Raw genomic sequence first — 23,183 nt, forward strand, 5'->3', positions numbered from 1 at the left:
AAAAATAAAGAAATTTCGCCAATAGTGCAAATTTTTTCTATTAAATGTTTGTTTTTAACAATTTCTTTGTATATTTGTCGCGATAATAAATAAAAACTTAGAACCTATAAATGTTATAAGCGATGAAAAAGATTATCTCACTATTCGTTTTGACCCTCCTATCTGGAGGCATGTGTATGGCACAGGACAATCTGCGCGAGTTGAAACAAAAGCAATACCCACAGGGATTCGACAACCACGCGTTTGGAGTTTTCTATTACAATGGTAAGGCTGTATATGCCAATCGCGGCATCGAATTGTATAGTGCCAGCGATACCGTTAAGTCTGTGCGTATCAATCCAGCTTATAGCTCTATTATCAGTCTGCAGAAGACTAAGAAAGGCTATACTTATGCTGAAATCTACAACTTGAGCGAACAAGAAACACCTATTGGAAAAATCAAGTTGAAGGACATCAACATCACGGCATTAGCCTATACTCCCGATGCCAAGCAACTGGCTGTTGCAGCAAACGACAGACAAATCCGATTCTATGATCCACGTGGCAAACAGGTCATCAAGACCTTCGGCTCATCCATCGTGCCACAGAAGATGTTATTCAGCGGCAATAACTATTTCTTAGCATGTAGCAATGGCAAGACTTTAGAGGTATGGAATGCAGAGAGAGGCACTGTACGCAAGACTATTACCTGCAATAGCCCCATCAATGATTTTGCATTCGGCGATAATAACAGCAAGCTGATGGTGCTGACCGCCGATGGCAAATTGGCCATTTACGAGACCACCACATTCAACCAAAAGGCTACGATTGATGATTTGGGTAGCGCACTGGCCGTACAGGCTAACCACGATGGTAAATACGCCTTGGTACTGAACAGCGACAAACGCATCTCGGCAATCAATCTGCTTGATCCCACAGAGCGCATCTTCCTGGAGAATGCAGAAGGTGGCACCAGCGATCTACGATTTGTGTTCAACCAGAACGACAATAAGCCGTTTGTTATCTACAACTCCAACAATGCACTGGTTTACCGTGAGGTTGAAGGCATGAAACCCTATCTGAACAAGATGATGAGCATTGAGTTGAACGAAAAGCTGAATCAGTGGATGAAGCAGATGCCAGGCGAGACACTCGAGGCTTACAACGAGCGTGTAAACGATGAGACACGCGCCAAGATGGCAAGCGAGATTGAGCGCGAATTTGCCACCAAGATGGCAGCAGGACTTCTGGAGACCAGCGATTTCCAGGTAGGCGATTATAACACCACCACCAAGAAACTGACCCTGCACTCCAGCTCAATGCCCGACATATTCCTCGATGTACCGTTCAACGAGCTGGGCGAGTTCGATCCCAATGCCAAGCTGCAGTTCAAGAACGTTAAGTACGGTCTGAACCCTGACGATAAGTTTGAGATGGTATATGCCGAGATCTATAACCCCACCAACGGCAAGACCTATATCTTCGATAACCTGGAGCGCCAGAATCTGGCCAAGATGAACGAGAATGCCAACTTTGTACCACTGGAGGTAATCCGTGCCACAAATATGGAGGAGACCGCACTTGAAGGTATCAAGGAAGACATTATCAGTCAGGCTATTCAGGAGCAGACCATCTCTGACAAGACCCACATCTCTGTAAATGCTAACGCAGAGCCTGCTGTGGATGCCGATGGTAAGAACATCATCAACTACAACGTACAGTTTACCTACGAGGTGGAAGAGGCATTCTCGGCTCGCGACGACTTCAAGCCCGGTCGTTACAACACCGAGGAATCGGGTGCTGCCATGTCGATGCTGAAGATTATGAAGAAAGCCTTTGAGAACGACTTTGCCAAGTACGCTGTCGAAGGCAAGCGCGTCAAGATTGCCATCAAGGGTACAGCCGACGCCTCTCCTATCGCTCGTGCCATTGCCTACGACGGTCGCTACGGAGAGTTCGACCAGGAGCCTGTTTACAAAGACGGCGAGCTGAACAATGTCAGCCTGAACAAGAAGGAAGGTATCGCTACCAACGACCAGTTGGCATTTGCCCGTGCAATCGGCGTAAAGCACTATATGGAGAAGGAGCTCTCCTCGTTCGAGAAGATGAACCGCGATTATGAATATCACATCGAGGTATCTAAGCAGGAAGGCAGTAAGTATCGCCGCATCAGCGTACTCTGCACCTTCATCGATGCCTTCTAAACAAAACAAAACCAAACCAGAACTGTTTATTGAACTATTGTATGAAAAAGAAAGTATTCATAGCAACAATCCTGATGGCCATGGCAGCAAATGCCATGGCTCAGGATGCAAGCCAACTGCAGTCGTATCACTTCATCGAAGCCCAAGGTGGCGTTCGTAGTACTTTTGGTGACTATAAACTATTCAAGCTCACCTCACCCACGGTAGCATTGTCCTATGGTTATATGTCACAGCCTATTGGTTTCCGCCTGCATTTCAGCGGTTGGAAAGCCAAGTCAAGTCCATCATACGACTTCAATTACGTGAACACCAACGCCGATATGTTGCTGAATGTCACCCACATTTTTTCACGCAATACCGTTCGCCCACTGAATCTCTACTTAATTGGCGGCCTCGGTATGACTTATACCTTCGACCGCGAAACACCTGAAGACAAATGGAAGCACAACGCCTCGCTGAACCTACGCGTAGGTCTGCGTGCCGACCAGACACTCTCTGAGCGCATCGGTCTCTCACTTGAAGTGAGCGCCAACAATATGGCAAGCCACTCTAAAGGCACATGCTACCAGGACGAAAAAGGACTTGTAGCCCTGCTGGGTATCAACTATCGTTTCGGCCACAAGTATAACGCACCAGCCACCAAGATTGTTGAAGCCGTTCAACCCACGCTGACCAACTATCAGATGATGACCAACACCCTGAAAGAGCAGCTGGACACCTGGCTCCAGCAGATGCCTAACGAGACCTTGGAGGAATACCAACTGCGTACCAGCGATGAGGCGCGTGCCGCTCAGGCCCGTCAATTGGAATACGAGATCTCTACCAAGATGGCTACCAACATGTTGCAGCCTACCGAGATTAGCTTCGGCGACTATAACCCCGTACTGAAGAAACTGGCTGTTCACGCCACATCCATGCCCGATTTCTTCCTGGATATGGATGAGAAAGAGGCAGCATCGCTCTATGGTGCCAGCAATCTCCAATTGCGCAACCCCAAGTACACGTTGCATCCCGATGATAGCTTCGAGCTCGTGTATGCCGAGGTGTATAACCCTGCCACAGGCAAGTCCTACACCTTTGATAATCTGCAGAAGATGTCGCTTAATGAGATTAGGAACGACACGAACTACCTGCCTCTGAATGTACTGAGCGAGACACAGATGAAGGAAACCAATCTTGCAGCCATCATGGACAACATGGTTAATCTGGCCAAGGACGATAAGGTGATCACCGATCACACCCACATCTCTGTCAACTCAAATGTAGAACCAGCCAAAGACGCTGCCGGTCACAGCATCATCAACTATAACGTAGGTCTGACCTACGAGGTAGAAGAGCAGTTCTCTGCCCGCGATGACTTCAAGCCCGGTCACTATGTAACCACAGAGTCGAAGGCAGCCGTTCTGATGCTACAGATCATGAAGAAGGCCTTCGAACAGGACTTCAGCCAATATCTGGCCGAGGGCAAACAGGTCATCGTCAAGATTACCGGTACAGCCGATGCCTCCCCCATCGTACGTCCGATAGTCTACAACGCACAGTATGGCGAATATCATGATCAGACCGTTTACAAGAACGGCCAACCCATGAAGCTGTCGCTGACTCGCGAGGAAGGCATAGCCACCAACGAGCAGCTGGCTTTCGCCCGTGCACTCGGCGTCAAGGACTGGATTGAGAAGGAGATTACTGCCATCAAGAAGATGCAGCGCGACTATAACTACCTGATCGAGGTATCCACTCAGAAAGGAAGTAAGTTCCGTCGCATCCATGTGCAGTACACATTTATCGATGCATTCTAACAAATCACATTGATTATGAGAAAAAGAATCTTTTATATCGCGATGCTAACCATCTGTTCATGGTCTGCCCGAGCGCAGACGATGACAGATGCTGACGCGATGTACAAACAATTTATGTTTATGCGTGCCGACACGTCGTTCACGAAAGAGCAGATCTACGTGAAGGCGTTGGAGTGCACTAAGGTGTACAAGACCATTCTGACAGCTACCCCCAGCGGTGTGGATGGTTACGACAAGTGCAAATCGGTTCTGACGTCACTCTACCCCTTTCTGAAAGGTGGAGCAGGCCACTGCTCACAGGTGCATAAGGATTCGCTGGCTATGGCATTCGCCAAGACAGCTATCGGCGTGGCCATGATGAAGGAGATGCAGACCGAGGGCCTGCGCAAGGACAGCTACTATCCGCAGTTAGTGTACTTCGTAGCCGCCCGTACCTACAATGCCGAACAGTACGATGACGCCATCCTATACCTGAAGGAGTATATGGACGTGACGGATGTATCTAAGCATCCACGCGTACTTCAGTTCCTGAAAGAAGCTGAGGGTATCGTCGCACAGCGCAAGAAGAGCGAGGAGGAGTTTGTCGATATCTATAAAGGTGTGCCCGACTTCGATGTGTTTGCCAAGGCATCCATCGAAAAGAGCATGAACGAGTGGAAGGTGAAAGACCCCTACGAGACTATTGATGAATACAAACTCCGCGTGAATGAGACGACCGCCAAGAAAAAGCAGGAAGACCTGCAGAAAATCCTGATGGACGAATACGTGCAGCGTTTTGCCAAGCAGATGGGCGTACAGGACCTGAAGATCAAGCCCTATGACGCCGAGAACCAGTCGTTCCTCATCGAGAGCCCCTACGGCGATATCGTGCTGAACGTACCACGCAGCAACAACGAGGCACGCGACTTTGCCGATAACTGGAACAATGTGAAAGTGTACAATCAGAACTTCGTCATCTCCAACCGAAAGCTGGCGTTGGCAGGTCTCACCTTCTCTACCCCCGCAGGTAAGATCTACACCTACAGCAACCAGAAGGCGCTGGCCTACAACGAGACACAGATCAATGCCAACTTCACCGAAATCGACTATAGCATGCTGGCTAATTCGAAAGGCAGTGAGAACAAGACCAAGATCGGTAAGAAGGAAGTGGTTGTCGGTGTATCTGATGTCGATGTGAACATTCCTAAGAGCAAGGGCAATAATGATAAGACGTTTGCTGTCATCATTGCCAACGAGGACTACACCGCCGTGCCTCCTGTGCCCATGGCTGGCAATGACGGCAAAGTTTTCGCTCAGTACTGCGAACAGACTCTGGGTCTGCCCAAGGAGAATATCCGCCAGTATCCTAATGCCACCTATGGTGTCATGATCCGTGCGATACAGGACATCACCAATATCGCCAGTGCCTATAATGATATCCGCGTGATATTCTATTATGCCGGCCATGGTATTCCCAACGAGTCTAGTCGTGATGCCTTCCTGTTGCCTATCGATGCCGACGGCTCTCAGACCGAAGCCTGCTATCCGCTGAAGAAGCTCTACGGTGAACTTTCTGCTTTGGGCGCCAAACAGGTAGTCGTATTCCTGGATGCCTGCTTTAGCGGCTCTACAGGCGAAGGCGGCACCCTGATGGCCAATGCCCGTGGTGTGGCACTCGTAGCCCGCCAGGAGCGTCCTACCGGCAACCTGATTGTATTCAGTGCAGCCAGCGATGACCAGACTGCATTCCCTTACAAGGATCAGGGCCACGGTATGTTTACCTACTACCTGCTGAAGAAGTTGCAGAGCACGAAGGGTAATGTATCCTTAGGCGATTTGGGACAGTATATCATCGACAATGTCAAACAGAAGTCGGTTGTGCTGAACCGCAAGCTTCAAACGCCTACCGTTACCTGTTCTTCCGATCTGACAGGCGATTGGCGAAACATCAAACTCAACAAATAAACTAAGAAATAAGCAGGCACATCAGCCTGCTTATTTCATGATAAATCCCGTAATTTGTTTTTTTTGCAAAGTACCTAAAGAATTATTGCGTGCTAACTACTTTGCAAGTGAAAAGTACTTAGAAAAAAAGAGCGGTCTGCTAGTGGCAGATCGCTCTATTCTTAAGACTGGTAAGTCGTTATTTACTTCACCTTCTCTACGATGGCCTTGAAAGCCTCGGGATTGTTCATAGCGAGGTCAGCGAGAACCTTACGGTTGATCTCGATACCTGCCTTGGCGAGGTTACCCATCAGAACTGAGTAGCTCATACCCTCCTGGCGAGCGGCAGCGTTGATACGCTGGATCCACAGGCTGCGGAAGTTACGCTTCTTGTTACGACGATCACGATAGGCATAGGTCAAACCCTTCTCCCATGTGTTCTTAGCTACTGTCCAAACATTCTTGCGAGCTCCGAAGTAGCCGCGGGTAAGCTTCAAAATTCTCTTACGCTTTGCTCTTGATGCAACGTGATTTACTGATCTTGGCATAATTCTTCTTACTTTAAAATGTTAGACAATAGGTTTAACGGAGACACAACAGATCGCGAACCTGCTTCATGTTGCTGTTGTCAACGATAGTTGTACCTACCAAGTTGCGCTTCTGCTTCTTGGTCTTCTTAGTCAGAATGTGACTGTGGAAGGCATGACGTCTCTTTACCTTACCTGTTCCGGTGAAAGTGAATCTCTTCTTAGCACCAGAGTTTGTCTTTACTTTTGGCATTGTTTTAAAAATTTAAATTGTTATTAATATCCAGCGGCAACGCATATACCGGGCGCGCCACCTTCTTTTTTTACTCTTTATCAGTATCCTGCAACTTCTGCAGCGCCTCTGCACTGATTTTGGCATTGGCAAACAGACCTCCATTAGCTGGAACCTGCTGCTCTTCGGCCTCCTTCTGCTGTTTAGCCTGCTCCTTTGCTTCGGCCTGAGCAGCCTCACGGTCGCGGGCCTGCTGCGACTTCTTGGCTGAACCAGCCTTCTTGGGAGCCAGATAGAGGAACATCTTCTTGCCTTCGAGCGATGGCATACCCTCTACCTTTCCTACCTCTTCGAGGTCGTTGGCAAAACGGAGCAGCAGAACCTCGCCCTGCTCCTTGAACAGGATGGAGCGACCACGGAAGAATACGTAGGCACGTACCTTGTTGCCCTCCTCGAGGAATTCGCGAGCGTGCTTCAGTTTGAACTGATAGTCGTGCTCATCGGTCTGAGGTCCGAATCGGATTTCCTTTACCTCCACCTTTACCTGCTTGGCCTTCATTTCCTTCTGGCGCTTCTTCTGCTGGTAGAGGAACTTAGAGTAGTCGATGAGACGACATACAGGCGGATTGGCATTGGGCGAGATTTCCACGAGATCTACTCCCATGTCACGGGCCTGGTTGAGTGCATCACGCGTAGACATTACCGACGATCCCTCGTCGCCTACGATGCGGACTTCACGTACTCGAATCTGTTCGTTGATACGGTACTGATTCTTCAATTTGTCATTCTTCATTAACTACTTTTTATGAAAATCGGCTGCAAAATTACTAATTTTCCTTGAACTTTGACCTCCGAAATATTAACTTTATGATATCTTTTATAAATATTTAACATTAGAAGTCTTTTGTCATCTCGGCCACACGAGCGTTCACCTCGTCGATGAACTCCTGAATGGTCTTCACGCTCTGCTCGCCACCGCCCTGAGGACGAACAGCTACAGTACCCTCGGCAGCTTCCTTCTCGCCTACGATAACCATGTAAGGAATACGCTTCAGCTCGTTATCGCGAATCTTACGACCCAGCTTCTCGTTACGCATATCGACAGTAGCACGGACGCCACCCATATCGAACTTCTTGGCAACCTCCTGAGCATAGTCGTTGTACTTCTCCGACAGAGGCAGGATAGCCACCTGATCAGGTGTCAGCCACAGGGGGAAGTGACCACTGGTGTGCTCGATCAGCACAGCGCAGAAACGCTCCATTGATCCAAATGGTGCACGGTGAATCATAACAGGTGTCTTCTTCTGGTTGTCCTCATCGGTGTACTCGAGGTTGAAGCGCTTAGGCAGGTTGTAGTCAACCTGGATAGTACCCAGCTGCCAGCGACGACCGATAGCGTCCTTAATCATGAAGTCGAGCTTTGGACCATAGAAAGCAGCCTCGCCGTATTCTACCTTTGCGGGCAGGCCCTTCTCCTGACAAGCCTCAACAATAGCCTTCTCAGCCAGTGCCCAGTCCTCATCAGTACCAACGTACTTCTCGTGGTCGTTAGGATCGCGCAGAGAAATCTGAGCCTCGAAGTTGAATCCGAAGGCAGTGAGCACGATGCCGATGATATCCATCACGTTGAGGAACTCCTGCTTAACCTGGTCGGGACGACAGAACAGGTGGGCATCATCCTGTGTGAACGAACGTACACGAGTCAGTCCGTGCAACTCACCACTCTGCTCGTAGCGATATACAGTACCGAACTCAGCAATACGCAGAGGCAGGTCACGGTATGAACGGGGCTTCCAAGCGAAAATCTCGCAGTGATGAGGACAGTTCATGGGCTTCAGCATGTACTCCTCGTCCTCCTCAGGGGTATGGATAGGCTGGAATGAATCCTTGCCATAGTGTGCATAGTGACCAGAGGTAACGTAGAGATTCTTAGAACCGATATGTGGAGTGATAACCTCCTGATAACCGAAACGCTTCTGAACCTTGCGCAGGTGATCCTGCAGGCGCAGACGGAGCTCAGTACCCTTTGGCAACCAGATGGGCAGACCCTTACCTACCTTCTCTGAGAACATAAAGAGTTCCATCTCCTTACCAATCTTACGGTGGTCGCGCTTCTTAGCCTCCTCCAGCATCTCGAGATACTCGTCGAGCATCTTCTTCTTGGGGAATGAGATACCGTACAAGCGCTGCATCTGCTCGCGGTTAGCATCGCCACGCCAGAAAGCACCGGCAACGCTTGTCAGCTTAACAGCCTTGATCTCGCCTGTATCCACGAGGTGTGGACCACGGCACAGGTCGGTGAAATTACCCTGGGTATAGGTGGTGATAGAACCGTCTTCAAGATCCTGCTCGATGTGCTCGCACTTATAGGTCTGTCCCCACTCAGCAAACTGCTTCAGGGCCTCGGCCTTGGGTACCTCACGACGAACAACAGGCTCTTTCTTACCAGCCAGTTCCTTCATCTTAGCCTCAATCTTTGGGAAATCGCTCTCCTTGATGCTCTCGCCATCCTTCAGCAGCACATCATAGAAGAAACCATTCTCGACAGCAGGTCCGAAACCGAACTGAATGCCAGGATACAACTCCTGCAGAGCCTCGGCCAGCAAGTGGGCCGATGTGTGCCAGAAGGTATGCTTACCCTGCTCGTCGTCAAACTTGTAGAGCGCGATAGTGGCGTCCTCGTTAATAGGACGGTTCAGCTCTACTGTCTCACCGTTTACTCCACAGCTTACAACGCTGCGTGCGAGAGCTGGAGAGATGCTCTCTGCAATCTGGAAACCAGTTACGCCCTGCTCATACGAACGAACAGATCCGTCTGGGAATGTAATGTTAATCATCATATCTACAATATATGTTTGAATTTTGAAATTGCGTGCAAAGATAGTGTTTTTATTCCTAAATATAGCATATTTAGCCAAAAATTTACTTTTCGCGATACTTTTTGATGACACTATAAGCCTGATAGAGGCCTAACTCGCCTGCTTTCGACAAATCCTCGATACCTTCAGCCACATGTTTGGCATAAATCTTAACCAAACCGCGATTGAACCACGCCTCAGCCAGATCCTGATTCATATCTATAGCTTTAGAGTAATCGGCAATGGCGCGCTGATAATCGCGACGCATAGCATACAGATTACCTCTATTATAATATAGGTAGGCATTCCGGGGCGTCAAGGCGATGGCATCGGAAAGGTCGCCAAGTACATTAGCCGACTTGAGGTCGATATTAGTACCCTCAGAGGCATTGAATTCATTGATCTTTGCCTGACAAACGGCGCGCTGCCAGTAGGCTAACGACGAGGTGGAATCTATCTGCAAGCAGATGCTCAGGTCGTCGATGGCATTGTCAAAGTTCTGGATTGAGCCATAGGCCACGGCACGCAGCAACAACAAGGGTGCCACCTTGGCTGTAATCTTGGTCTGATCGATCAGATTACTTAGCGAGTCGATATACTCGAAAGTCTGCTTCATGCTGCTCTCGCTCAGATTACGCTGCTCGCACGAGAGATAGACGGTATGCGAACCCGAGGTCTGATTGAAGGCATCGACAGAGTTCTCGAAAGGCGTTTCCACCTTGACATTGTTTTGTGGCTGGACGAATGTGAGACCATACATAGGCAGCAGGTTTACCTCAGCCTTGCGGTTCTGCACGCGTCCACGATAGTCGCTCTTATACTCGTGCTCCACTTCCTGCTCGTCGGCCACCACCAACTGGTTATACTTGTCAGGATCGATATCGCTACGCTTACGCATCTGCTTCTTGGTGAGTCGCGGCTGTTTGCCATAGCGCTTGTCGATCTGGGCTTTCAGGATGCGGAACTCATCCAGCTCTGCCTGTTTGGTGTTTCCCAAACGGCGATAACAAGAGGCACGATGCTGGAGTCCGAACCAGAAGTTGGGATATTCCTCAATCACCTTGGAATAGTCGCGGATGGCTGCCCGTAAATTGCCCGTCTGTTCCAACAGTAAGGCACGATTAAAGAGTGCCATCAGGTTGTCGGGCTCCAGTTTCAAAACGAAATCGAAGTCCTCAATACCGCGGTTGTCATCACCCACCTGGGCACGCAGCAGTCCACGGTTATAATGACCTAAGAAATTATTGGGGTCGAGATCGAGGGCTGTATCGTAATCCGCCATCGCCCCACGCAGGTTGTTCTGATTGAATCGCGCCAGAGCACGGTTGATATAGTTGCCGGATTGTTTGGGCAACAGGTGGATACTCTTGGTGAGGAACTCCTCGCCTTCCTTCCACTTCTGGCGTGCCAGACTGATCACAGCCCTCTCGGCCCAGATGCCGCCATCGTAAGGATCAAGTTCCAGACTCTTGTCGAGCGATCTCACAGCCTTAGTAGTATCCTGCTGCAACAGATAAATTTCGGCCTGCATCGAGTAGGCACGCGCATATTTCGACCAACGGGCTGAAATAGTATCAATCTGCGCCAAAGCCAAATCGTATTTCTTATCCTGAATCAGACAGAGCACACGGTTATGCCAGAGTCCCTGGTTGTCAGGATCATAGCGAAGCGCACGGTCATAATCATGCACAGCCTCACTGTATTTCTTCTGATTGATGCGACAGAGGCCACGCAACTCATAGGCGCTCACCACATAGGGATTGCGCTCTATCGCCTCAGAGCAGTCGCTCTCCGCCCCACGGAAATCATCCAAATAAAACTTGGCCACCCCACGAAAGAACCAAGGCTCATAGAGCCAGGGCTTCATGCTGATGGCCTGATTAAAGTACTGGATAGACAGTACATAGTCCTCGTAATAAAGTGCCGACCGCCCTATCATCACCAGGCGATCGGTATTAAACTGCGCAAATGCAGTGAATAGTGAACAGTGAATAGTGAATAACAACACCAGCAATCTGTTCCATCCTCTCAAACGTCTCATATTACCCTCCACTTTTCACTATTCACTCTTTTACTTTCTCACCACTTTGGTCTTATAACCACAGCGGAAGCGTCCCTGAGTCAGAGCGCGCAACTTACTCTTGATGAGCTGTTTGCGAAGCTGTGAAATGCGGTCAACAAACATCTTACCGTCCAGATGATCGAACTCATGCTGCATCACACGGGCCAGATAGCCTTCAACCCATTCGTCGTGGTGCTCAAAGTTCTCATCATCCCACTCCACATGGATGCGGGTTGGACGAGTCACCTTCTCATGGATGGCAGGAATAGAGAGACATCCCTCTTCCGACACATCGGTATTCGACTCATCATACTCTACGATATGAGCATTGATATACACCTGCTTAAAACCTTTATACTCAGGCATATCGTCGGCAAGTACATCGAGGTCGATAACCACCAGACGGATGGGCTTACCAATCTGTGGGGCAGCCAATCCAATACCCTCCGATTCGGCCAGAGTCTCCCACATATCACCAATCAGATCCTTCAGCTGGGGATAATCGGGCGTAATATCTTCAGCCACCTTACGAAGTACAGGCTGACCAAATATATAAATAGGAAGTACCATTTACAACTATATTATATTAAGTGTTTATAAATTATTTCTTAGAGCGAAGATAATCTTCGAGGATGATGGTTGCCGAAATCTCGTCCACCAGTCCTTTGTTCTGACGGGCTTTCTTCTTCAAACCTCCATCCAGCATGACCTGATGGGCCAACACAGAGGTGAAGCGCTCGTCGTAATACTGAATGGGCACCTGCGGTACAGCCTTGCGCCAACGGTTCACGAACTGCTGGACGCGCGCCAGATTCTCACTGGGCTCACCATTAGGCTGACGAGGTTCGCCAATCACTATCAACTCTACCTGTTCGCGGGCGATATAGGCCGTCAGGTAGTCGAAGAGCTCAGATGTAGCAACAGTCGCCAATCCTCCAGCGATGATCTGCAGAGGATCGGTGACTGCTAATCCGGTGCGCTTCTTACCGTAATCGATAGAAAGAATACGAGCCAAAGTTGCTAATTAACGAGCGTTATAAAGCAACCAAGCATCAGGATATGATGCACGAATCTGATCGCGGCTTGAAACTGCTGAAGCCTTATCGGCAAAGGTAGAGGCAACAACGCGGAACATATTCTTCTCCTCGTTCTTAACCACCTGAGCATCATAGCCAGCATTCTTCAGGCGCTGCATCAAGCCCTCAGCATTAGCACGAACGCCAAACGAGCCTACAACCACGCTGAAAGCCTTCAGACCGCTACCGCTAACCAGCGATACGCTCTCCTGACGTACAGACACATTATCGAGATTGTCAACCACCTGAGTATCAGTAGCAGGCTTAGCCTGTACAGGAGCCACAACAGGAGCAGTCTCAACAGTTGTCTGAGCTGCTGGCTGAGCGGTGTCATACTGCTTTGCCTTCTCGTAAGCCTTCTTATAGGCGCTCTCACTTGTCTTACAACTTGTCATTGCGAATGCGAGGCAGAGACCTGCGCATAATACCGTGTACTTCTTCATTTTTCCTAAGTTTTTATTTCAAATAAATTATTAATTCTATATTTTGTGTGCGAAATTACTAATTATTGCGCTAAATCAAGACAAAATACAGCATAAAGTTTGTTAAATCAAGGAAAACACAACTTTTTTATAAAAAAATTGGCAGTTTTTTGCACTACAACCGAAAACTTTTGTATATTTGCAAAAGAATATATTATCAATACACATTATTAATAACTTAAAAGGAAGATTATGAAAAGTTTAGGTTACATTAGCGCATTTATTGGTGGTGCACTCGCTGGTGCAGTTATTGGTATCCTGGTAGCTCCTGAGAAAGGACAGGACACGCGTGTAAGAATCACTGATGCTGTGGACGACTTCATGAAGAAGCACAATATCAAACTGAGCCGCAAAGAAGTAGTCGACCTTGTTGACGATATTCAGGACGCAGCTGCTGAGGAGGAGTAACCCATGCTATCCAGCGATAAGAACGTTGAGAACATAGCACAGCTGATAGAGGTGCTTAAACACTATCTCGGGCTCCAGACTGAATACGTGAAGCTCGATATGATAGACAAGGTGGTACGCCTGTTAACAGCTGCCGCCTTGGCTATCGTGTTTATACTGGTGCTGGCTGCAGTACTGACCTACCTGTCGTTTGCCATCGCCTTCTGGCTGGCCACATTTACAGGTACGGCCCTCGCCTTCCTCATCATCTCGCTACTCTATCTGCTGCTCTTCATCCTCTTTTTCTTCTTCCGCAAACCCTGGATCGAGAAACCGCTGGTCAAATTCCTGGCCAGATTGCTACTCAGTAAATAACGACTATGCAGAATCATAAGAAGACGACTAACGACTTTGGTACGCTTGATGAGATTCGCGAGCGTAAGGATGCACTGCTGGAGGAGATTCAGCACGACAAAGACAAGGTGGCCTCACTCTGGAATGAGACTTTCCGTAAGCGCGAGGAATCCTCAAAGGGCGACTATATTGCCAGCTTGGTAAGCAATGGTTTTATGGCTGTAGATGCTATTCTGCTGATACGCAAACTCATGAAAGGCTACAGCTCGCTGTTTGGAAAAGAAAAAGGCAAACGCAGAAGATGGCTATAAAAAAAGGGTCACCGCTGTGACCCAAACCTTTTGTTAACCTTAAATCTAATACTATGAAAAACACACGGTGCAAAGGTACGATTTTTTTCGATACCAGCAAAACATTCCCTAAAATAGCGTTTATTATTAACGTATTTTAATGAATAATCTTTGCATTTTACATAATTACAGATATATTTCTTGTCCATCGTAAGCCAGATCTATTCCCTCTGGCAAACGCTGATTCACCTCTTCGTGAAGCCCTACATCATGACACACGTGGATGATGAGTGTACGCTTAGCCCCCACCCTACGGGCAAAGGCAATGGCATCATCCATCAGCTGGTGGGAATGATGCGGTTTTTCAAAACGGAGTGCATTGACCACCAATAATTCCGTACCTTCCAGATAGGGCAGTTCCCCCTCATCAATGGTCTTCATGTCCGTGATATAAGCCAGTTTACCAATCCTGTAACCCAAGATAGGCAACTTGCCATGCATCACCTGGATGGGCATCACCTCCATATCACCTATCTGCAAGGGGTGATGGGGAAGAATCTCATGCAGTCCGATAGCAGGCACACCAGGATAGCGGTTCTCTGCAAAGCAGTAAGGCAGCATCTCCAGCATCCCCTTTTTAGCAATCGGATCGGCATATACATTAATGGCTCCGAACTGGCAGTACGGACGAATATCGTCCATGCCTCCCATGTGGTCGTAATGCGAATGGGTAATCAATATACCGTCAATCTTACGGAAGGGCTGTGGCAATATCTGCTGACGGAAATCCGGTCCGCAATCAATCAGAATACGCGTCGACTCGGTTTCGACAAGCGCCGAACAGCGTGTACGCTTATCCTTAGGGTCGACACTCTGGCAGACCTTGCACTGGCACCCTATAACAGGTACACCACACGAAGTTCCTGTGCCTAAAAACGTCAGTTTCATATCACGTTCACCTCCGGATAGATATCAATACCAAATTTTGCTTTTACGTCGGTCTGAATCTGACGACACAGCGCCACCACCTCCTCGCCTGTAGCACCACCTCTGTTCACCAGCACCAAGGCCTGTTTGTCGTGAACGCCTGCCCTGCCTAACGATTTACCTTTCCAGCCGCACTGGTCGATCATCCAGCCTGCAGGAATCTTTACGTGATCGGCATCGATATCATAGTGAGGCATACCTGCATATTGAGCAGCTAAGCTTTCGTATTTTTCGCGGTTCACAATGGGGTTCATGAAGAAACTGCCCGCATTGCCCAGCACCTTAGGATCGGGCAATTTGGCCTCACGGATATGGATAATCGTATCACGTAGCTGCTGAGCAGATGGCTGGCCGATGCCCGCCTTCTCCAACTCCGCACGGATATTACCATAATCCAAACGAGGCTCAAAAGTCTCAGAGAACTCGTATTCCACGCTCAGTATCAGATACTGGTTCTTCCAGTCGTGCTTGAAACGGCTCTGACGATAGCCATATTCGCATTCGGCATTCTCGATGACACACACGTTTCCTGTGGCAATCTCGACAGCCCGGATGCTGCGAATCAGGTCCTTGGCCTCAGCACCATAGGCGCCGATATTCTGAACAGCACTTGCACCCACATCGCCAGGAATCAGCGACAGGTTCTCTGCACCATACAGGCCCATCTCGATGCTCTGGGCCACCACATCATCAAACACCTCGCCGCTTCCGCACTCCAGACGATTGCCTTTGCGAACAATTCCCTTGCAGGCAGAGTGGACCACGATACCCTCGTAGTCGCAAGTCAGTAGCAGGTTGCTACCTCCACCTATAATAATAAAAGGTACGCGCGAAGTGCGGAGCCATTCAGCCACCTCCTTGGCCTCAGCCTCAGAGCTGTACTCCACAAACTGTGCACACTTAGCCTCTATGCCAAATGTGTTATGCTGTTTCAGACTATAATTGTTTTCTCTCTTCACTATTCACTAATCACTATTCACTCCTACGTCATCATTTTCTTGAGCAGCCATCTGCCGCCCACTTTCTTGAAGCGCAACTCCATTTCAAATCCGTTGGCCACACCTCTCAACAGGTATATCTTCTGATTACCCTCAGTCTGCGGCTTACCATAGATGATATTATAGAGTGTTTTCTGTGGTAGCGTGGGTGCAAAAGCCTCCCACGTCTCAGGTGTAATCACACCCTCCATCATATTGAAATCATCATCAGGATCAGGTCCTACAAAGTCAACGGTCTCGCTCAGGCTCTTCACCTGGAAGGCGCTATCAGTCACAAAACGCTGGTAGAAAGCCAGGAACGAGGCATTGGCATCACCCTGCATGGGCGTCACCTTGATTTCACGCAACAGCCATGCCCCTTTGATACGCTGGAAGATATAATTCTTGATTTGCTTCTTAGCCAGCAGGATCTTCTCCACGATGGCCTCGTTCACGGCGGTATCCTTCATCAGCTGCATCTGCTTATCGTCATTAAATAATAAGGTGTAATACCCCTGACGCATAAACAAGTGCTCCATTTTCCAGTCGTCCTTTTCGATTCTGGTGATCTTATCTCCCTCAGTCACACGGAGTGGAAACACCACACGCTCTTTTTGTAACTTCTTATTGGCCAAGAAGTTAAACAAGAAATCGTCAAACATGGCATCAGCAGCCCTTGGCATCGGAGTCTCTGTAATCAGCAACTCCATCGAGTCAACATCCGTGGTGTCAGTAGAGTCAGCCACACTGTCGGCTGGCACTCCTTCCGTCTGATTGGCTTTGTTCCCTGTGCATGAGAACATCATCAGCACCGTTGCGAAAATCGCGATAAAAAACCTTTTCATCTACTTAATGTAGTACCCTAATCTTTCTAATTTCTCTCAAAATTTCGGCAAAGGTACAAAATATTCTCAATTCTTCATCCTTTTTCTCATTTTTTTTGTACCTTTGCACGCAAAATTGCAATTTTAATAGTTTATGATACTTGATAAGATAGACGAACTTCTGAAAGAAGTACAGAATTTGAGCGCTAAAAACGCTGAGGAAGTTGAGCAGCTCCGACTGAAATATCTGAGCAAGAAGGGCGAAATTACTGCCCTGATGAACGACTTCCGCGAGGTTGCCGCCGACCAGAAGAAGACGGTTGGTATGAAGATTAACGAACTGAAAACACTGGCTACCGAGCGCATCAATCAGCTGCGCGAAGAGTGTGAGACTCAGGAGTCGAGTGACGAAACACTCGACCTGACCCGCACCCCCTACCCCATTGAGTTGGGTACCCGCCATCCGCTGACAATCGTTACCAACGAGATTATCGATATTTTCTCGCGCATGGGCTTTGTGCTCGCCGATGGTCCTGAGGTTGAGGACGATAACCATATCTTCACCAAGATGAACTTCGCTGCCGATCACCCCGCACGCGATATGCAGGATACTTTCTTCGTATCGCAGCATCCCAACGATGTCACCAAGAATATCCTGTTGCGTTCGCACACATCAAGTGTTCAGGCTCGCGTCATGGAGCACATGCACGACGAGAACGGCAAGCTTACCGCTCCTATCCGTGTCATCTGTCCAGGTCGCGTATATCGTAACGAGGCCATCACCGCCCGTGCACACTGCTTCTTCCATCAGGTTGAGGGACTGTATATCGACAAGAACGTATCATTTACCGATCTGAAGCAGGTGCTGCTTTCGTTCGCTAAGGAGATGTTTGGTGCCGACACCAAGATCCGTCTGCGCCCATCTTACTTCCCATTCACAGAGCCCAGTGCCGAGATGGATATCTCTTGCTTCATCTGTGGTGGCGAGGGCTGCGGCTTCTGTAAGCATACTGGTTGGGTAGAGATTCTGGGTTGCGGTATGGTTGATCCTAACGTGCTCGAGCTCTGCGGCATCGACTCTAAGGAATATACAGGTTACGCCTTCGGTATGGGTGTTGAGCGTATCACCAACCTCAAATACCGTGTTTCCGACCTCCGTATGTTCTCTGAGAACGACACCCGCTTCCTCGAAGAATTCGAATCAGCAAACTAAGGTTTACACCTTAATAACTATATTAAAGCCTCACCAATCGGTGAGGCTTTATCGTTAAATGAGCTTTTTTTACAAAAAAAACTCGTTTCTTTTTGAAGTTCACACAAAAAAACACTATCTTTGCAAAAACAAATAATTACAATGGCAGATAGCATTACGATTTATCATGGTAGCAATGTGATTGTGAACAATCCACAAATCATTGTATCAGGGTTTTATAAAGACTTTGGCTTTGGATTCTATTGCACCAACATTGAGAGGCAAGCCAAAAAGTGGGCTCTGTCCAAACATGGTAATAGTTATGTATCAATATTTGATTATCAGCCCGCTGAAGACTTAAAAATTCTCTCATTCCCTGTAATGACTGACGAATGGCTTGATTTCGTAATTGCATGCCGTCGAGGAATCAAGCACGACTATGACATTGTAGAAGGCCCTATGGCCGACGATCAGATATGGGATTATGTTGAGGATTTTATGGAAGGTAAAATTACAAGAGAAGCCTTCTGGGTTTTGGCAAAGTTCAAATACCCCACTCACCAGATTGTTTTCTGTACTCAAAAGTCATTAGAATCCATTTCTTTTAAAGATAGTTTCAGCCTATGACAAACGTATTCTTTCCTGAAGACCAAATCAGCACAGACGATCTTTATTTCGTCTGCTATATGATTGAGAGGACAGCTCGCCAACTGAAACAGCCCAACAAATATGTTGCAAATATGATGGGGCACGACGAACTTGCTAAGAAACTATCTCTTGCAGATGTTTTACATTCTGAGAATCCATTAGCAGTTGCTTCCGATTGGATTGACGAATACGGATTACAGCCAGGCAATTTCGACGTTACTCAAGTAGATGCAGAACTCTGTCCAAGCATTCCCACTGCTACTCAAATGGGAAAAGTTTATAAGCGTCTGATTCTTAACACCATGCTGTCAGACGAAGACTATGCTGACGCCATTCTTCGCGTTTACAACAATCCCATCTGCGAAGTTATCGACAATTACAACACCAGCGCCTATTACGAACCCTCACCATATATCGCCCGCAGCTACTATGCCGGCGGGTTTATGTAAGGAATAAAGCATAAGTAAAGGGTATCTTCTTACTGATGCAGGCTGCTTATCACTGACAATTCGCCCTCAAGTTGAGGATGAATTTCTAATACCTTAGAATAAAGAAGATAAAAATTCCAATCAACTTCACCCAACTTAGGACATCTACTAATATATAGACTTTTCACTATTATTGTGGAGAGAGAAGATTATTGCGATTTTTCATAAGGCTTTCTCTGTATTGGAATGCATCAGGTTCGTCTACAAAGTTTGCATCAACTCCTTTCTCTCTCAATGCCGCTTTTATTTCATCTAACGTCACATTGAAATATTCTTTGCGATAGTTTATAGAGTTAACCTTCTTGGCATCGAATCTTCTATGTAAGTCTGCCTCCAATGCTGGTGCATCCTCACTATATATAAAGGTGTGTACGTCAAATGGGAATGGAACGCTAGCGTTACTTAATTCCATAATACGCTCCATCGGGTCTAATCGACGAGTCATTCCAATCTTATAGACATCTTTTCCAAAAGAACCTATATTAGAGATAACATAAACATAGCCTATCTTAGTTTGTTGTGCCATACTCATTGCTCTCTCTCTTAGTTCACGAGCTTCAACAAGAGCATTCTCCAGTCCCTTTATCTGTTCCTGCAATTTCTGTATCTTTTCCTGAGTCTGCGCTTCAGCCATTTCTCTCTTCTTCTTTTCAAGAGCCTCTTGTGCCTTTTCTTCATCTTTTAGAGCCTTTTTTATAGCACGCTCATATTCACGTTGTGCCTCACGTTCTTCTCGCTCCTTTTCTCGTTCAATCTGTTGCTTTTGTATATATAAATACTTTGCTTCCATATAATTAAATAGATTCTTTCCATATGATGGATCTATTCGAAATCCCGTTCCAATCATACGCAATTCTAAAATATTAACAAGAGAACCTATTTTGACTTTAATCGTATCCCAATCTGAGTTTTTCATTTCTTTTATGATTTTAACAATATTGAGTTGTGCAAATTCATTTAACAAATTACACAAATATATTTCAGCAAAAGTCCATTCCTGTGGATTAACTTTATATGGAGGTTTCAATAACATTTTCTTTAAATCCAAAGCAAGTTGTATCTGGTCAATATTAACACCGTCAATAGTTTCTCGCAAATTTCTCAAAGCCTCATCTTCACAAAGATTTGCTCTTTGGTATATTTCATGTATTACCTCTAAGCGAATCTTGTCTTTATGATTTTTCAGATAACTATTAATATCTGCTTTTATGTCATTCAATTCATGAATATATTCACTAGTTTGTTCTTTAATATTGTTTATTTCATAGGCATAATTAATATCACGCTGTTTTACCAATTCCTCTCGAAGATTGGTTAGTTCTTTGTTTGCATCTTCAATTTTCAGCTCTATGGCATGTAATTCATCCTCTCTTTGCTTCTTCTTATCATAATAAGAATGATTTTCTTCTCTAAGATTGTGATATTTACACAATTCTTCAAAATCTACTTCATCCAACGCAACCAAATATGGAGATCCAACGTCAAATAACAAGAATTCATCAGAAGATTCCATACAATTTAATTTTCTGGTTGATCTCGTTAACAAAGCATGCAACTTTTCATATCTTTCATGAAGGCTATCAACTTGCTTCTTTGTTTTTTCTTTGTCCTGTTGCAAATCATATAGTTCATTCTTCTGAGCCACAACAAGATTCTTCAATTCAACAATCTGACTTCTTAACTCTTCTTTTTCTTTCTCCTCAGAAGCCACCTCGTCACGTAAAGAAACAACTTGTTGCTGCAAAGCTGCTATTTCTGCTTTTCTCTCGTTTACTTTTTCTTCGTGGGATTTTAGAAAATCAAATATTGCCATAATCAGAATCTTTTAAATGATGCTGCAAATATACGAAAAAAATCTTATCATAGCCATTTTCAAAGAATAATCTGATATCCTTATGTTGTCTTTTGTATCAGAACATCCTTTCCATACTCATACCACCAGCGAGTAGCATCACCAAGAGCATAAACACGTTCGCTGATAAAGTCTGGGTATTTAGGAGTGAGTTCTGCAGCATTGAAGCCTGCTATAACACAGAGGAAAGAGAAATCCCCCTCAATGTATTCGCACCAATGGTTCTGTCCCAAACACCAGCCAAGGATATTGTCAAACTCAGCCTCCGTCTTGGGTAATTGGACGTGAGCCACAACATGAGGTTTCGACTGCTGGTAAATTAGCCAATAGTCACCATGTCCCTCAACATGGCGCATTTCAGTCCTGAACGCATCACGTTCTACATGTCTGAACTCCAGCCCACGATGCTGCATACGTGGGAACATTACAAAGTCACTCTTTTCAATTTTCTTGATTTCCATAATCGTTTATCTTTAGTGGATTAAACATTCACTCACATCCTTTTACCACCGCTGCCAACGATTCTGTTTAGGCCGGTTGGTGGGCATTATGCCACTCTTGATGCAATATCTGGGTACAAAAATACAAATTAGTTTTGGAATATACAATTATTTGCACAAAAAGATTAGCATTTTTTGCAGATTCGACTATTATTCGTATTTTTGCGGAAAAGTATGCCAAAGGTGTATTTAATACTATATGATTTATATGAGCCCCAAATGGTCTCAATACATTAAAACGACATTTATGAAACAGTATTTAGAACTATTGGACAGAGTTCTTGGCAATTCGAAAACTCTTAGTAATATTGAGTTTGACAAAGAGTACAAAGATAATCCTATTCAAATTATCCTTAGTGCTCCACTTGTTCTAAATGAATCAATGTGCATTTACAGAGGGAGGCTTGCTGATGACATTGGGAAAAATGAAGATTTATCAAATCCTGCAACATTTTCTTATGTTCCCATAGCACTGAACAAAGATGGACTGCCCAAAATGGGAAGGGCAAACTATAAAGGACAATCCATTTTCTATGCATCTGTACAAATGAAAACGAACTTCAAGGAAATAAGCAAAAATAGCAGTATTGGCGATGAAGCATATATGGCCAAATGGAAACTCAAGCCTAATTCAAATCTCCGTTTATATCGTACAATACCTGCATGGGGAATTAATACTGACAAAGAGCCTAACAGTCTTTTCACAATAACAGATCCCAATATTGTTAATAGTGAGTTAGGAATTTATTTGAAACGTTTAGGCTATATTATGATTTCGAATGAAGGAATTGGAAAATATCTTGCCTCATCGTATATAGCGAATTGTATTTATTCTGCCAATGGCTATGCTATAGATTCGGTTGGGAACAAATATGAAGTCTATTATGATGGAATTGTTTACCCCAGCGTTGCCGCAGGTGAAACTGAAGAAATAAATATCGCACTAAAACCTGAATTCGTAGACAAGAACCTTGAACTTGAATGGGTAATCAAAGGAAGATTAGCTCCAGATATGCGTTCTGTGAAATACGAAAAAATAGGAATAAATGAAAAAGGAATAATCGTTTGGTATACGTCATTTATAAACGAAGAATCTATAACAAATATAATCACCCACTACTTTGACTTGGATGGGAATTGTATTGATGTGTCGAAAGGAAAGATTCTTGATGCTGACAATAAAACTGTTAACTCAGAGATACCTTTTGATCATGCTATAAAAATCCATCACGATGAAATGTTTAATGCTTTAGCCCAATTTATACCTACCGAATTAAAGGAGAATCAAAAAATAACGAAATCATCTTTAGAGAAGAGTGTGAATCTTGACATTATCCGAGAATTTAATGGTTGGAGTTTTATTTGTGATGGCAAGAGTACGTCACTAAGTAAAGTCATTTATACTATCACATTGAAGAACCAACTTAGAGAAATAACTACAGACGAAGTGAAATAATTACAACAGTACATTTGCAGTACGGACTAGGGAGTACTACAGTACGGCTACGGGCGCACTGGAGTACGGATACTAAAGTACTGCAG

The 23,183-nt window shown here is 46.0% G+C and carries 23 protein-coding genes and 1 riboswitch; of the genes, 10 read left to right on the forward strand and 13 right to left on the reverse strand.

Annotated features, from left to right (window positions below):
• Nucleotides 1–122: 122 nt before the first annotated feature.
• Genes T491_RS16355 through T491_RS16360 form a run of 3 tightly spaced genes read left to right on the forward strand, consistent with a single transcriptional unit; the run spans nucleotide 123 to nucleotide 5,926 of the window.
• Nucleotides 123–2,183: a WD40 repeat domain-containing protein gene (locus T491_RS16355; protein WP_155950118.1), complete on the forward strand. Its 2,061-nt coding sequence runs from the start codon at nucleotides 123–125 to the stop codon at nucleotides 2,181–2,183.
• Between the two features lie 41 nt (nucleotides 2,184–2,224).
• Nucleotides 2,225–3,982 (forward strand): hypothetical protein, encoded by a 1,758-nt coding sequence (locus T491_RS0111065; RefSeq protein WP_028903945.1) that lies wholly within the window; start codon nucleotides 2,225–2,227, stop codon nucleotides 3,980–3,982.
• Nucleotides 3,983–3,997: 15 nt separating this feature from the next.
• On the forward strand, nucleotides 3,998–5,926 hold the full coding sequence (locus T491_RS16360; protein ID WP_081773352.1) for a caspase family protein: 1,929 nt from the start codon (nucleotides 3,998–4,000) through the stop codon (nucleotides 5,924–5,926).
• A 182-nt stretch (nucleotides 5,927–6,108) separates the two neighbouring features.
• On the opposite strand, the gene rplT is transcribed toward T491_RS16360, so the two are convergent.
• The 8 genes from rplT to T491_RS0111110 form a co-directional block, all read right to left on the reverse strand.
• On the reverse strand, nucleotides 6,109–6,453 hold the full coding sequence (gene rplT, locus T491_RS0111075) for a 50S ribosomal protein L20 (protein WP_013064385.1): 345 nt from the start codon (nucleotides 6,451–6,453) through the stop codon (nucleotides 6,109–6,111).
• A 34-nt stretch (nucleotides 6,454–6,487) separates the two neighbouring features.
• Entirely contained in the window at nucleotides 6,488–6,685 is a 198-nt protein-coding gene (gene rpmI / locus T491_RS0111080; protein WP_028903946.1) for a 50S ribosomal protein L35, read from the reverse strand.
• Between the two features lie 70 nt (nucleotides 6,686–6,755).
• Nucleotides 6,756–7,457: a translation initiation factor IF-3 gene (gene infC / locus T491_RS0111085; RefSeq protein ID WP_028903947.1), complete on the reverse strand. Its 702-nt coding sequence runs from the start codon at nucleotides 7,455–7,457 to the stop codon at nucleotides 6,756–6,758.
• Nucleotides 7,458–7,557: 100 nt separating this feature from the next.
• Nucleotides 7,558–9,501: a threonine--tRNA ligase gene (gene thrS, locus T491_RS0111090; protein ID WP_028903948.1), complete on the reverse strand. Its 1,944-nt coding sequence runs from the start codon at nucleotides 9,499–9,501 to the stop codon at nucleotides 7,558–7,560.
• Nucleotides 9,502–9,586: 85 nt separating this feature from the next.
• Nucleotides 9,587–11,563, reverse strand: coding sequence for a tetratricopeptide repeat protein (locus T491_RS0111095; RefSeq protein WP_033147196.1), 1,977 nt, complete (start codon nucleotides 11,561–11,563; stop codon nucleotides 9,587–9,589).
• 30 nt (nucleotides 11,564–11,593) lie between these two features.
• The gene (gene def / locus T491_RS0111100; protein ID WP_028903950.1) at nucleotides 11,594–12,154 is read right to left on the reverse strand and encodes a peptide deformylase; all 561 of its coding nucleotides are present in this window, start codon (nucleotides 12,152–12,154) and stop codon (nucleotides 11,594–11,596) included.
• A gap of 31 nt (nucleotides 12,155–12,185) precedes the next feature.
• Nucleotides 12,186–12,599, reverse strand: a complete 414-nt coding sequence (ruvX, locus tag T491_RS0111105) for a Holliday junction resolvase RuvX (RefSeq protein WP_028903951.1) — start codon at nucleotides 12,597–12,599, stop codon at nucleotides 12,186–12,188.
• A 9-nt stretch (nucleotides 12,600–12,608) separates the two neighbouring features.
• Complete coding sequence (locus T491_RS0111110) at nucleotides 12,609–13,103, reverse strand: SPOR domain-containing protein (RefSeq protein ID WP_028903952.1); 495 nt, start codon at nucleotides 13,101–13,103, stop codon at nucleotides 12,609–12,611.
• 231 nt (nucleotides 13,104–13,334) lie between these two features.
• Between T491_RS0111110 and T491_RS0111115 the strand changes: the two genes are divergently transcribed.
• Genes T491_RS0111115 through T491_RS0111125 form a run of 3 tightly spaced genes read left to right on the forward strand, consistent with a single transcriptional unit; the run spans nucleotide 13,335 to nucleotide 14,194 of the window.
• Nucleotides 13,335–13,550: a YtxH domain-containing protein gene (locus T491_RS0111115; RefSeq protein ID WP_028903953.1), complete on the forward strand. Its 216-nt coding sequence runs from the start codon at nucleotides 13,335–13,337 to the stop codon at nucleotides 13,548–13,550.
• Nucleotides 13,551–13,553: 3 nt separating this feature from the next.
• Nucleotides 13,554–13,904, forward strand: coding sequence for a phage holin family protein (locus T491_RS0111120; RefSeq protein ID WP_028903954.1), 351 nt, complete (start codon nucleotides 13,554–13,556; stop codon nucleotides 13,902–13,904).
• A 5-nt stretch (nucleotides 13,905–13,909) separates the two neighbouring features.
• The gene (locus T491_RS0111125) at nucleotides 13,910–14,194 is read left to right on the forward strand and encodes a hypothetical protein (RefSeq protein ID WP_028903955.1); all 285 of its coding nucleotides are present in this window, start codon (nucleotides 13,910–13,912) and stop codon (nucleotides 14,192–14,194) included.
• Nucleotides 14,195–14,359: 165 nt separating this feature from the next.
• Here T491_RS0111125 and T491_RS0111130 read toward each other — a convergent pair whose 3' ends face one another.
• Genes T491_RS0111130 through T491_RS0111140 form a run of 3 tightly spaced genes read right to left on the reverse strand, consistent with a single transcriptional unit; the run spans nucleotide 14,360 to nucleotide 16,982 of the window.
• On the reverse strand, nucleotides 14,360–15,121 hold the full coding sequence (locus T491_RS0111130) for an MBL fold metallo-hydrolase (RefSeq protein ID WP_028903956.1): 762 nt from the start codon (nucleotides 15,119–15,121) through the stop codon (nucleotides 14,360–14,362).
• Complete coding sequence (murB, locus tag T491_RS0111135; protein WP_028903957.1) at nucleotides 15,118–16,119, reverse strand: UDP-N-acetylmuramate dehydrogenase; 1,002 nt, start codon at nucleotides 16,117–16,119, stop codon at nucleotides 15,118–15,120. The genes T491_RS0111130 and murB overlap by 4 nt, the downstream gene beginning before the upstream one ends.
• Before the next feature lie 23 nt (nucleotides 16,120–16,142).
• A complete protein-coding gene (locus tag T491_RS0111140; RefSeq protein ID WP_028903958.1) occupies nucleotides 16,143–16,982 on the reverse strand; it encodes a DUF4348 domain-containing protein in 840 nt (279 codons plus the stop codon).
• 133 nt (nucleotides 16,983–17,115) lie between these two features.
• Between T491_RS0111140 and pheS the strand changes: the two genes are divergently transcribed.
• The 3 genes from pheS to T491_RS0111155 all read left to right on the forward strand — a co-directional run bounded on the left by pheS (nucleotide 17,116) and on the right by T491_RS0111155 (nucleotide 19,250).
• A complete protein-coding gene (gene pheS, locus T491_RS0111145; RefSeq protein WP_028903959.1) occupies nucleotides 17,116–18,174 on the forward strand; it encodes a phenylalanine--tRNA ligase subunit alpha in 1,059 nt (352 codons plus the stop codon).
• Nucleotides 18,175–18,315: 141 nt separating this feature from the next.
• Entirely contained in the window at nucleotides 18,316–18,780 is a 465-nt protein-coding gene (locus T491_RS0111150) for a DUF3990 domain-containing protein (protein WP_197018860.1), read from the forward strand.
• Complete coding sequence (locus tag T491_RS0111155) at nucleotides 18,777–19,250, forward strand: hypothetical protein (protein WP_028903961.1); 474 nt, start codon at nucleotides 18,777–18,779, stop codon at nucleotides 19,248–19,250. Before T491_RS0111150 ends, T491_RS0111155 begins: the two co-directional genes overlap by 4 nt.
• 169 nt (nucleotides 19,251–19,419) lie before the next feature.
• Here the strand turns inward: T491_RS0111155 and T491_RS17130 are convergent, their stop codons facing one another.
• Nucleotides 19,420–21,102: a GIY-YIG nuclease family protein gene (locus T491_RS17130; RefSeq protein WP_051523126.1), complete on the reverse strand. Its 1,683-nt coding sequence runs from the start codon at nucleotides 21,100–21,102 to the stop codon at nucleotides 19,420–19,422.
• An 80-nt stretch (nucleotides 21,103–21,182) separates the two neighbouring features.
• Nucleotides 21,183–21,602, reverse strand: coding sequence for a hypothetical protein (locus T491_RS0111165; protein ID WP_028903962.1), 420 nt, complete (start codon nucleotides 21,600–21,602; stop codon nucleotides 21,183–21,185).
• A riboswitch (SAM-I-IV-variant riboswitch) is annotated at nucleotides 21,601–21,711 on the reverse strand. (Overlaps the previous gene by 2 nt.)
• 177 nt (nucleotides 21,712–21,888) lie before the next feature.
• Here T491_RS0111165 and T491_RS0111170 point away from each other — a divergent pair.
• The gene (locus T491_RS0111170; RefSeq protein ID WP_197018861.1) at nucleotides 21,889–23,097 is read left to right on the forward strand and encodes an RES domain-containing protein; all 1,209 of its coding nucleotides are present in this window, start codon (nucleotides 21,889–21,891) and stop codon (nucleotides 23,095–23,097) included.
• Nucleotides 23,098–23,183 lie beyond the last annotated feature (86 nt).

The sequence above is a fragment of the Prevotella sp. P6B4 genome (assembly GCF_000619985.1).
GTDB lineage: Bacteria > Bacteroidota > Bacteroidia > Bacteroidales > Bacteroidaceae > Prevotella.